This is a genomic window from Bacillus sp. YH3-2-B2 (genome assembly GCF_053663335.1).
The window spans coordinates 392,194-402,500 of the sequence record NZ_JBSJQE010000004.1 but is presented as its reverse complement, the minus strand read 5'-3'; the positions used below and the strand labels follow the sequence as shown (position 1 = coordinate 402,500).

Sequence of the window (10,307 nt, the reverse complement as noted above, 5' to 3'; positions counted from 1 at the left end):
TAACATCAGGGAGCAAGCTCCCATCTGTCCGCTCGACTTGCATGTATTAGGCACGCCGCCAGCGTTCGTCCTGAGCCAGGATCAAACTCTCCGATAAAGTGTTTGACTGACTACGCACATCGCTGTGCGATTTATTTAAAACTTTGAATTAACAGGTACGTTTTGTCTTGTTTAGTTTTCAAAGATCATTATAATGGAGCGGGTGATGAGAATCGAACTCACGACATCAGCTTGGAAGGCTGAGGTTTTACCACTAAACTACACCCGCATTTGAATTGGCGCGCCCGAGAGGAGTCGAACCCCTAACCTTTTGATCCGTAGTCAAACGCTCTATCCAATTGAGCTACGGGCGCTTATCAGGCGACTTAACTATCATACTACCAATCAGTTATGATGTCAAGTGTTTTTTTATTTCTTTACGAAGTCTTTTTTCTCGACCTCATTTATTATACACGCTTTTGAGAATTTGTAAAGTCTTTTTTTAAAAAGATCATTTTCTCATTTGTCGTTATCGCTTTGTTCATCAGCGACGTTTAATAATATACCACGCACTTTAAATTAGGTCAACACTTTTACGAAACTTTTTTCCCGCTTATTATTCCCTTCTATATAATAGTAAAAAGCGGGATTCCCAGGAACCCCGCGTCTATTCAGATTACCCGCTCACCTCGGCTTCTGCGCTATTACGATCTGTTTTTTCATAGGCACGGAAGTTTTGTTCAAGCTGTTCGAGCGACAGACCTTTCGTTTCCGGAAGGAACCTTTTCACAAATATAACGGACGCTATCCCTAACAGGACAAAAATGAAGAAGGTTGCAGACAATCCGATGTTTGCGAGCAGGACCGGAAAAGTTAAACCAACAATGAAGTTCACGATCCAGAGGCAGAAGACAGTGACCCCCATACCAAGCCCCCGCAATCGTAGCGGGAATATCTCCGACAGCATCAGCCAGGTCACCGGAGAGACAGCCCCCTGCTGAAACGCAAGGAAAGTGACTGTTAATGAAAGAACCACATAAGGAAGAGCAGGCGATCCTTTCAGCACGACAGACAGAACTCCGATCAAAAGCAGCACCGCAGTCGTTCCGATCAGCCCCGTCATCAGCATCGGGCGGCGGCCGACTTTGCCGAGAAGCCATATTCCCACAAAAGTCGCGAGCACCGAAATCACACCGTTAGCGATATTGCCGATTAATGCGGCTTTTGTCTCGAAACCGGTATCTTTTAAAATTTGAGTTCCATAATACATAATTGAATTCACGCCGGTGAGCTGCTGCACTACCGCAATTCCGATCCCGATAAACACAATGCGGCGCACCCACGGAACGGCAAGATCCTTAAAGGTCGCCTGCTCCATCTCAGCTTCCTTACGAAAGGCAGATTCAATCTCAGCGAGCTCAGACTTCGCTTTCTCTTCATTCCTTATTCGCCGGAGAACGTGCAGAGCATCTTCTTTTCTTCCTTTAGAAACCAGCCAGCGCGGACTTTCAGGAACTTTCAGCATACCGAAAAACAAGAATACCGCCGGAAGGGCCGCGATAACGAGCATATAACGCCAAGCGTGAGAGGTATCACCAAGCACATTGCCGATGATAGCATTACACGTGAAGGCAAGCAGCTGGCCCGTTACAATCATCAATTCATTTTGGGTAACCATTCTCCCTCGGCTTTCCGCCGGCGACATTTCAGCCAAATATGCCGGAACGGTTACAGATGCTCCCCCGACGGCAAGCCCCAGCAGAAAACGGGAGATGATCATAACCGACACGTTAGGCGCCAGTGTACATCCAAGCGTCGCCGCAAAGAACAAAACGGCAAGGATAAGGATATTTTTACGTCTGCCGTTATAGTCCGACAATCTCCCTCCGAAAACCGCGCCGATCGCAGCCCCCAAGAGCAGGGAGCTCGCCACCATCCCTTCAGTCAAAGCGGTAAGATTAAGCTGGTCAGCTTCCGCCATAAACGGCAGCGCCCCATTAATCACACCGGTATCGTAGCCGAAAAGAAGTCCCCCGAATGTCGATACTAAAATGATGGTTCTCAAAAATGAATGCTGGCTGCTATTTTTATTCATCTTCAAATCCTCCTAGTTTTTACACAGAGATAATATCCGAATATTCAGTTATCAATATTTGCACCTCTAACGTCTGCATACAAGTTCTGACCGTCCAAAACAGTTATATAAGAAGAAAATGTTCCAAAAGCGTTATCCTTTATAGTGATTATTCGCTCTCCCCTCTCGTTATATTGTTATTTTATAGTTACTTTGTAGTTAATTTATAATGATATTATTGGTACTTATGTTATTATCATAATTTTAAAAGCGCTTTCAGTCAATAAATATTTCAGAAAATTTTATAACTCACCTTTATATTACCTATATATAATCAATTTATGTTTTACATCAATTTATTTTCATAACATACTCAATGAATTACCCCTATTATAATCAATAATTGATTATATATTGAAAACCCCCAACTGCTAGTTGGGGGTTTTTGTTTTATTCTTCGTTTATTGTAACAATCGTTCTCCCTCTCGCTTCTCCTTTTAAAAGGGCAGGAAGCGTATCCGGCAGCTCTTCAAGTGTAATTTCCTTTTGAATAAAGGCCTCCAGATCTGCAGGCTTGAAGTCATCAGCTAAACGCTGCCATATTTTCTTTCTTGTCTCCATCGGACAGAATACGGAATCAATTCCCAAGAGACTGACGCCGCGCAATATAAACGGAAAGACTGTAGCCGGGAGTTTCGTTCCCGCTGTCAGTCCGCTCACAGCAACTGATCCGCCGTACTGAATCTGACTGAGAACTGAAGCAAGCGGCTCACCTCCGACCGGATCGACGGCCGCTGCCCATTTTTGTTTTTGCATCGGTTTTAACGTGCCGTTATACACTTCGTCACGGTGAATGACCGTCTTTGCTCCGAGGCTCTTCAAATACCCGCTTTCTTCTTCTTTTCCCGTACTGGCCTCGACCTCATAACCTAAGGTTGAAAGAATGGAGACGGCAAAGCTTCCGACGCCGCCTGTCGCTCCCGTCACCAGCACCTTCCCTTTTTCAGGAGCGGCATGGTTTTCTTCAAGACGCTGGACGGACAATGCGGCAGTGAAGCCGGCGGTTCCGATCGTCATGGCTTCTTTAAGTGTCAGACCTTCAGGCAGCGGCACGATCCAATCTGCCGGAATGCGGGCCATCCCGCTATAGCCGCCAAAATGGGAAACGCCTATGCCGTAGCTTGTCGCAATGACTTTGTCCCCTTCTTTAAAACGGGCGTCATCTGAAGAAACGACGATTCCCGCTAAATCAATTCCCGGCACGAAAGGATACGAGGTTACGATCTTGCCGTCAGGAATGGCAGCCAAGCTGTCTTTATAATTCACCCCTGAGTAGCAAACCTTAATCAGCACTTCACCCTCGGGAAGGTCCTGAACCGCCAGCTCCCGTACGCTGACTGAAAACCGGTCTTCATGTTGATCGACTACTAACGCTTTAAATTGATCTGTCATCACTACGTCTCCTTAAAATGAATTGAATGGCTTTGGAAAAGCATAAAATAAGTTTGATTTGTTTTCAAATGTCCTGCCCTGTGTAGTATGATCAAAAGTAAAAACAGCGAAAGAGTGGTTACGCATCATGTCTGATAAACAAAACAAAGATAACAAAAACAACAACAGCAATCAGCCATTACCGGACATTATTCATACCGCCGTTTTCAAGGCGCCGATACAAGTTGTCTGGGATACGGTCTCTACGGCGGACGGCCTGTCTCTCTGGTTTATGCCGAATGATTTCACACCTCAAGAAGACAGTGAGTTTCAGCTGGAATCTCCGTTCGGTCCGTCTCCGTGCAAGCTGCTGGATATTGAAGCGCCGTACCGCCTTTCTTTTTCATGGGATACGGAAGGCTGGATCGTTTCTTTTGTCTTAAAGGAAACGGAAAGCGGGGATACGGAATTCACTCTCATTCACGGCGGATGGAAAGAGCCGGAAGCCGTCATCAATAAAGTCAATCGGAAAAGCTCCGAGATTCACAGTACGATGGATCAAGGATGGAACGGGCTTGTCAACACGAAACTTCGCGGGGCGGTTGAGGCTTAACACAAAAGGACGGACACGCTTTCCGTCCTTTTTTGATGCCGATACATAAAAACTGAATTTGCAAAGACACTAACAGAAGAACCGAAAACTTCTTTCAGGGGGCGCTGTTTATGTATTATTACAAAGAAGAGCTGATCAATATCATTAAACCGGACAAGCCGGACCCGGCCGCGGCCAAGGTGCTTCAGGAAATTTTAGGCGGGCATTACGGGGAAATGCGGACGATGATGCAATACTTTTTCCAAAGCTCTAATTTCAGAGGAAAAGAAAAACAGTTCCGTGACCTGCTTCGCGGTGTATTTTTAGAAGAGATCGCACACGTTGAGCTCGTCCAGCATACGATTAATGCGCTGCTCGATGAAAGCGGCGCTGAGGGCGCCGGAAATCAGGCAGCAGATCAGGCGCCGCTTGACGAAGCAGTTAAACACGCCAATCCGCACCATTTTATCATCGGGGCGCAAAGTTCTCTTCCTGTAGACGCCGGCGGCAATCCATGGAACGGGTCTTGGGTATACAACCACGGGAATCTGATTTCCGATCTATTGGACAATGTCGTGCTGGAATCAACCGGCGTGCTGCAAAAGACGCGCATTTATGAAATGAGTTCAAATCAGACGTTCAGAGAAACACTCGGTTTTCTGATCGTCCGTGACAACGCCCATCAAAATGCATTTACAAAAGCGCTGGAAACACTGGGTGTCGAATGGGGCAAATTATTTCCCGTGCCGAATTATGATATTGAAAAATACCCGGAATGCCGGAAATTCGTTGAAATGGGTTATCATAATACACAATTTAATTTCAGACTGGATCCGACACGGATCGGAGAAATTCTGCAGGGAACGACGCCGAGCCGAAACGGCGGCGAATTAAGTGTGTCCGAGCCTCCTAAAGGTTTCCCCGTCCCGGAACTTCCCGAGCTTCCGAATGAGCACAGCCCCGGACTGAAAGATATGAACTTGTAACAAAAAACGCCTGTTTCGGGCGTTTTTTGTTTTTCTGAATATGAGGTTTGAATGTGTTCAAAACGGGGAATATAAGCCGGGAGATCTTGCCATACGGCCGTTATTTTGATGTGAGCACATTTCTGTACATACTTCGTTTCGAAAGTTGTCCTAATTTTCCAGCCGGCCGGCTGGGTATGTTTGAATGATAATGGGAATTATGTAAAGAGAACAATGTCTTTTTTAAGGAGGCAGCGAATGTCTAAGCAAGGAAACTTCCAGAAAACTATGTCACTTTTTGATCTTATTTTAATCGGCATGGGAGCCATATTCGGTTCGGCATGGCTGTTTGCCGTCAGTAACGTCGCCTCTAAAGCGGGCCCGTCAGGCGTTTTTTCCTGGCTGATCGGCGGGGGAATCATCTTATTGATCGGCTTGGTTTATGCGGAACTGGGCGCCGCGCTGCCGCGGACCGGGGGAATTATCCGGTATCCCGTATATTCACACGGACACCTGGTCGGATATTTAATTTCCTTTGTCACCATTGTGGCATACACGAGTCTTATTTCTATAGAAGTCACGGCAGTCCGCCAATACGTGGCGTATTGGTTTCCCGGTTTGACCGTAAAAGGCTCTGATTCTCCGACAATTGCCGGATGGATATTGCAATTTGCGCTGCTCTGCCTGTTCTTCCTCCTCAATTACTGGAGTGTCAAAACCTTTGCGAAAGCAAACTTCATTATTTCGATTTTTAAATATGTCGTACCGATTACGGTAATTGTTGTACTGATTTTTCATTTTCACCCGGGCAATATGACCGTTCACGGATTCGCGCCTTTTGGTTTCACCGGGATTCAGGCCGCGATTTCCACAGGCGGCGTCATGTTTGCATACCTTGGGCTGCATCCGATTGTGGCTGTCGCGAGTGAAGTGCAGAATCCGAAGCGGAACATTCCGATCGCATTGATTGTTTGTATTATCGTTTCTACTATTATTTACACCGTGCTGCAGCTCACTTTTATCGGGGCGATCCCGGCGGATACCCTGAAGCACGGATGGCCGGCTATCGGGACTGAATTCTCCCTTCCGTTCAAAGATATCGCCGTTTTGCTCGGTTTGGGGTGGCTGGCGACATTGGTCATTTTAGATGCGATTTTATCACCGGGCGGTAACGGAAATATCTTTATGAATACGACTTCACGTCTCGTCTATGCCTGGGCCAGAAACGGAACATTATTCAGCATTTTTTCTAAAGTCAATAAAGAAACCGGGACACCGCGCGCCTCCCTTTGGCTTTCGTTCGGTCTGGCTGTTTTTTGGACGCTTCCGTTCCCTTCTTGGAACGCTCTTGTTAACGTATGCTCCGTCGCATTGATTCTGTCTTATGCGATTGCGCCGATTTCTTCTGCGGCGCTGAGAGTCAACGCGAAGAACATTAACAGACCGTTTTATTTAAAAGGGATGAGCATCATCGGGCCGCTGTCGTTTATTTTTACCTCTTATATTGTATATTGGTCCGGATGGCGCACCGTATCCTGGCTTCTCGGTTCTCAAATTGTCATGTTTCTGATCTATCTCTGTTTCAGTAAATATGCTCCCAAAGATGATGTCAGCATACGCCAGCAGCTGAAATCCGCATGGTGGATCGTCGGCTTTTATGTCATGATGCTGATTTTCTCCTATCTCGGCTCGTTCGGCCACGGATTGGGCATTATCAGCAATCCGCTTGACCTGATTCTGATCGCCATCGGTTCGCTCGGTATTTATTACTGGGCAAAATATACGGGTCTGCCGAAGGCTATGATCGACAGTGATAAATGACGAATGCCGGAAAGAAGTATGGTCTTCTTTCCGGTATTTTTATGTTAAGGGGTGACAAAAAAGCGAATATGCGATAAAATGAATGACAGTCATTCATAAAAGGAGGAACCCCTCTATTGGCAAAACAAAGCTCGGGAAAATACGAAAAGATCCTGCAAGCCGCGATTGAAGTCATTTCTGAAAAAGGATTAGACAAAGCATCCATTTCAGAAATCGTCAAAAAAGCCGGAACGGCCCAAGGTACGTTTTATTTATATTTTTCTTCTAAAAACGCACTGATATCCGCGATTGCAGAAAACCTGCTCGACACTACGCTGGACAGAATAAAAGGGAAAACGGACGGTTCTGAAGATTTTTGGACGTTGCTGGACATTTTGGTAGATGAGACATTTCACATCACCCGGCTTCATAAAGATATTATCGTCCTCTGTTATTCCGGTCTTGCCATCGATCATTCAATGGAGAAATGGGAAGCCATTTATCAGCCTTATTATTCCTGGCTGGAAGGCGTGATCAATACGGCCATTGAACAGGGTGAAGTCATCAGCGGCATTCATGTCAGATGGACGGCCAGAACGATTATCAACGTTGTCGAGAACGCGGCTGAACGGTTTTATATCGGCTGTGAACAGGATGTCGATCTCGAAGTATATAAAAAAGAAATATTCAGCTTTCTCAAAAGAAGCTTGCAGAAATGATTGGCGGAGACCGATCATTTTTGACCGCCGTAAAAATGACTGACATTCATTCATAACTGAGGTGACTGTATCATGTATTGGCTGCTTGTATTGATAGCCGGACTGTTAGAAGTAGTTTGGGCGTCCGCCCTGAAGCATGCGGATTCGCTCTTTGATTGGATTGGTATTTTCCTTTTGATTGCCGTCAGCTTTCTGATGCTGATCCGCTCTTATAAAAAAATTCCGATGGCTGCCGCATATACCGTTTTTGTCGGAATAGGCACCGTCGGCACATATGTAACGGGCGTCATTTTAGGCGAATCGTTTTCAATCGGGCAAATATTCTTTTTGGCTTTGCTGTTGTCCGGCATTTTAGGAATGAAGGTATTTACGAAAGAAACTGAAACAAGGGGTGAACATTAATGGCATGGCTGCTGTTATTTATTGCCGGAGCGGAGGAAGTTGTAGCGGCCGTTGCCATGAAACATATTGACGGTTTTAAAAAAAAGTGGCCGCTGATTGTCATGGTAACAGGCTTTATGATTTCATTCTTTTGCCTTTCCGGAGCGATGCAGGTTCTTCCCACAGGTGTCGCGTATGCGGCTTGGACCGGCATGGGAAGCATCGGCGTTTCTGCCGTGGGCATACTTTGGTTTAAAGAAAAATTCAATCTGTCACAATTGGTGTCTCTGGGGCTTATCCTCATCGGTGTCATCGGCTTAAAACTGACAGCGTGACGGCCTGAGACAGCTTTTTAAACAAAAAACAAAGGACCCTAAACGGGCCCTTTGTTTTTTTATGCTGTTTTGATCTGTTCCGCTTTTCCCGCTCCGACTCCGAAAATGAAGATCAGAACGGAGACTGCGATCAGCATGAATAACGGAACCGTCCAGCCGTGCGTGATGTCATGCAGCAAACCGAATACAAGCGGCCCGAACGCGGCAAGCAGGTATCCGAATGACTGGGCCATGCCGGAAAGCGCCGCGGCTTCATGAACATGCCGGGTCCGCAGGCTGAAGAACATCATCGCCAGACTGAACGCACAGCCTCCCGCAATTCCGATCAAAATGACCCATAGCGGAGTGAGAGCCGGGCTTCCGAAAAGAACGCCGGCAATGCCGATAAGGAAAAATAAAGCCGTCAGTCCGGCGAGTGCGCGCTGATTTTTCATTTTAGCGGCAGCGATCGGCACGATAAAAGTAATCGGCAGGACTGAGAATTGCATTAATGAAAGCATCCATCCCGCCTTACTTGAGCTGAGTCCATTCTGCTGAAGAATTTCCGGCAGCCAAGCGATGACGGTGTAAAAAATAAGGGATTGCAGCCCCATGAACATCGTCACCTTCCAAGCCAGCGGAGACCGCATCAGACTGTTTTTCTTCTCTCCATTTGTCCCAGTCGTGCGGACGGGCAGTTCGCGTCCTCGCATTTGCGGAATCCACATGACGAACGCAATAAAAGAAAGGATAGCCCAGCAGCCGAGCGCGCCTTTCCAGCCTAACCCCGCTGAAGAGGCGATCGGCACGCTGATGCCGGATGCAATCGCACCGCACAGATTCATAGAAACCGAGTAGACGCCGGTCATGATGCCTAAATTTCCGGGAAACTTATGTTTAATGAGACTCGGCAGCAGGACGTTGCATACGGCGATCGACAATCCCAACAGGATCGTTCCGAAAAAGAGAGTGCCGATTCCGGCGATGGAGCGCAGCAGAGTTCCGGCTGTCAGGACAATTAATGATGACAGTAAGACAATCTCGGTCCCGAAGCGCCGGGACAATAAAGGAACAAACGGCGACAGACATGCAAAGGCCAAAAGCGGCACTGTCGTAATGGTGCCGGCAGCCGCATTGGTCATGCCGAGGCTGTCCCGAATTGAGGAAACGAGCGGCCCGACCGATGTCAGAGGCGCTCTGAGGTTGGCCCCTATCAATATGACTCCGATGACCAGCAATATCAGTTTTTTACGATGACTTGCTTGCAGAATTTGATGTTCGTCTTCAATTTTCATGTTCATCCTCCATGTGTATTGTATCTTTAAATACTGTGATGTATTGGTTGACGGCCTCCATGGCCTGATCCGGTTTCTGTCCGATAATCGCGGCGGCAAGCTGGGTGTGGATCCGGATAGCAGGGGTGATTTCCAACAGGTTATGGACTGACGCACAAAGCGCCTCCGTCATATGCTCGTATAGATCAGAAAGCATATTGTTATGGGCCGCCTGTACAATTGTTTTGTGCAGCTTAATGTCGGCTTCGGCATACCGTTTTCGATCTTCATTTTGCAAGGCCGCTTCACATTCATCCAAGCATGCCTTCAGTGCTTTCAGGTCTTCGTCATTACGCCTTTCCGCCGCCAATCGTGCAGCTTCTCTTTCGAGTGCGTATCTGACTTCTAATGTTTCAAGCAAATTTGATTTTTTAATATGGCGGTAAAATGCCGCGCCGAGAACACTGGATGAGCTGACATACGTACCGCTCCCCTGCCTTGTCTGCAGCAGGCCGGCATGTACGAGCGCCCGAATGGCCTCACGCAACGTGTTTCGGCTCACATCAAATTGCTTCATTAAATCCAGCTCAGGGGGAATGCGCGTCCCGACCGGCCATTTATCCGATTGAATTAACGATTCAATTTGCGCCACCACTTGTTCTACGAGTGACAGTCTGCTTGTTTTGGATATCTCCATCAAAACACCTCTGAAATTTGTAGGATGATTCTATCATTTGGTAATATAACATAAAAGAAGCGACGATGTAAATCAGCGGCA

The 10,307-nt window shown here is 46.9% G+C and carries 10 protein-coding genes, 2 tRNA genes and 1 rRNA gene (1 of these 13 running past the window's edge); 6 read left to right on the top strand and 7 right to left on the bottom strand.

Annotated features, from left to right (window positions below; all coding sequences use genetic code 11):
* The 5 genes from ACWJJX_RS16750 to ACWJJX_RS16730 all read right to left on the bottom strand — a co-directional run.
* Positions 1-97 (bottom strand): 16S ribosomal RNA (locus ACWJJX_RS16750); its annotated part reaches 1,362 nt to the left of the window's first position; the annotation flags it as partial.
* Between the two features lie 97 nt (positions 98-194).
* Positions 195-268, bottom strand: a tRNA-Gly gene (locus ACWJJX_RS16745).
* Positions 269-276: 8 nt separating this feature from the next.
* Positions 277-353, bottom strand: a tRNA-Arg gene (locus ACWJJX_RS16740).
* Between the two features lie 302 nt (positions 354-655).
* Entirely contained in the window at positions 656-2,074 is a 1,419-nt protein-coding gene (locus ACWJJX_RS16735; protein WP_326375352.1) for a sugar porter family MFS transporter, read from the bottom strand.
* Between the two features lie 429 nt (positions 2,075-2,503).
* Positions 2,504-3,505, bottom strand: a complete 1,002-nt coding sequence (locus ACWJJX_RS16730) for an NADPH:quinone oxidoreductase family protein (RefSeq protein ID WP_039062714.1) — start codon at positions 3,503-3,505, stop codon at positions 2,504-2,506.
* 127 nt (positions 3,506-3,632) lie between these two features.
* Here ACWJJX_RS16730 and ACWJJX_RS16725 point away from each other — a divergent pair, with 127 nt between their 5' ends.
* The 6 genes from ACWJJX_RS16725 to ACWJJX_RS16700 all read left to right on the top strand — a co-directional run bounded on the left by ACWJJX_RS16725 (position 3,633) and on the right by ACWJJX_RS16700 (position 8,276).
* Positions 3,633-4,097 (top strand): SRPBCC family protein, encoded by a 465-nt coding sequence (locus ACWJJX_RS16725; protein ID WP_003156017.1) that lies wholly within the window; start codon positions 3,633-3,635, stop codon positions 4,095-4,097.
* Between the two features lie 110 nt (positions 4,098-4,207).
* Entirely contained in the window at positions 4,208-5,062 is an 855-nt protein-coding gene (locus ACWJJX_RS16720) for a manganese catalase family protein (RefSeq protein ID WP_040238461.1), read from the top strand.
* Positions 5,063-5,299: 237 nt separating this feature from the next.
* Entirely contained in the window at positions 5,300-6,862 is a 1,563-nt protein-coding gene (locus ACWJJX_RS16715; RefSeq protein ID WP_007409293.1) for an APC family permease, read from the top strand.
* 116 nt (positions 6,863-6,978) lie between these two features.
* Positions 6,979-7,560, top strand: coding sequence for a TetR family transcriptional regulator (locus tag ACWJJX_RS16710; protein WP_014304461.1), 582 nt, complete (start codon positions 6,979-6,981; stop codon positions 7,558-7,560).
* A 72-nt stretch (positions 7,561-7,632) separates the two neighbouring features.
* Positions 7,633-7,962 (top strand): DMT family transporter, encoded by a 330-nt coding sequence (locus tag ACWJJX_RS16705; RefSeq protein ID WP_003156023.1) that lies wholly within the window; start codon positions 7,633-7,635, stop codon positions 7,960-7,962.
* Positions 7,962-8,276: a DMT family transporter gene (locus ACWJJX_RS16700; protein ID WP_102422394.1), complete on the top strand. Its 315-nt coding sequence runs from the start codon at positions 7,962-7,964 to the stop codon at positions 8,274-8,276. Before ACWJJX_RS16705 ends, ACWJJX_RS16700 begins: the two co-directional genes overlap by 1 nt.
* A gap of 59 nt (positions 8,277-8,335) precedes the next feature.
* Here ACWJJX_RS16700 and ACWJJX_RS16695 read toward each other — a convergent pair whose 3' ends face one another.
* Both ACWJJX_RS16695 and ACWJJX_RS16690 read right to left on the bottom strand, forming a co-directional pair.
* Positions 8,336-9,550, bottom strand: coding sequence for a CynX/NimT family MFS transporter (locus ACWJJX_RS16695; RefSeq protein ID WP_015416938.1), 1,215 nt, complete (start codon positions 9,548-9,550; stop codon positions 8,336-8,338).
* Positions 9,540-10,226 (bottom strand): FadR/GntR family transcriptional regulator, encoded by a 687-nt coding sequence (locus tag ACWJJX_RS16690; protein WP_003156026.1) that lies wholly within the window; start codon positions 10,224-10,226, stop codon positions 9,540-9,542. Before ACWJJX_RS16690 ends, ACWJJX_RS16695 begins: the two co-directional genes overlap by 11 nt.
* Between the last annotated feature and the right edge of the window lie 81 nt (positions 10,227-10,307).

What these genes read in the sequence shown, in the direction of transcription:
- ACWJJX_RS16730 (WP_039062714.1), bottom strand. Translation starts at nt 3,505, where the DNA reads ATGACAGATCAATTTAAAGCGTTAGTAGTCGATCAACATGAAGACCGG.
- ACWJJX_RS16725 (WP_003156017.1), top strand. Translation starts at nt 3,633, where the DNA reads ATGTCTGATAAACAAAACAAAGATAACAAAAACAACAACAGCAATCAG.
- ACWJJX_RS16735 (WP_326375352.1), bottom strand. Translation starts at nt 2,074, where the DNA reads ATGAATAAAAATAGCAGCCAGCATTCATTTTTGAGAACCATCATTTTA.
- ACWJJX_RS16720 (WP_040238461.1), top strand. Translation starts at nt 4,208, where the DNA reads ATGTATTATTACAAAGAAGAGCTGATCAATATCATTAAACCGGACAAG.
- ACWJJX_RS16695 (WP_015416938.1), bottom strand. Translation starts at nt 9,550, where the DNA reads ATGAAAATTGAAGACGAACATCAAATTCTGCAAGCAAGTCATCGTAAA.
- ACWJJX_RS16715 (WP_007409293.1), top strand. Translation starts at nt 5,300, where the DNA reads ATGTCTAAGCAAGGAAACTTCCAGAAAACTATGTCACTTTTTGATCTT.
- ACWJJX_RS16690 (WP_003156026.1), bottom strand. Translation starts at nt 10,226, where the DNA reads ATGGAGATATCCAAAACAAGCAGACTGTCACTCGTAGAACAAGTGGTG.
- ACWJJX_RS16705 (WP_003156023.1), top strand. Translation starts at nt 7,633, where the DNA reads ATGTATTGGCTGCTTGTATTGATAGCCGGACTGTTAGAAGTAGTTTGG.
- ACWJJX_RS16700 (WP_102422394.1), top strand. Translation starts at nt 7,962, where the DNA reads ATGGCATGGCTGCTGTTATTTATTGCCGGAGCGGAGGAAGTTGTAGCG.